The organism is Saccharothrix sp. ST-888 (assembly GCF_000955975.1).
Classification (GTDB): domain Bacteria; phylum Actinomycetota; class Actinomycetes; order Streptomycetales; family Streptomycetaceae; genus Kitasatospora.
Window position 1 is genome coordinate 1 of sequence record NZ_JYJF01001061.1, and the last position, 273, is coordinate 273.

The following is a 273-nucleotide window of genomic DNA, read 5'->3' on the forward strand; positions in this document are numbered from 1 at the left end:
CGGCGGATTTGCCTACCGTTCGTCCTACACCCTTACCCCGGGACAACCACCGCCCGGGCTGGACTACCTTCCTGCGTCACCCCATCGCTCACCTACTACAGACTTGGGCCGGCGGCTCCACCACTCCCCTAAACCCGAAGGTCGCAGGGCGGCTTCACGGCCTTAGCATCACCTGGTTCAGCGTTGGCGCTTCAAAGCGGGTACGGGAATATCAACCCGTTGTCCATCGACTACGCCTGTCGGCCTCGCCTTAGGTCCCGACTTACCCTGGGC

At 63.0% G+C, this 273-nt stretch carries 1 rRNA gene; it reads right to left on the minus strand.

What is annotated here, in order from left to right:
* Positions 1–273 (minus strand): 23S ribosomal RNA (locus UK12_RS35610); the annotation flags it as partial.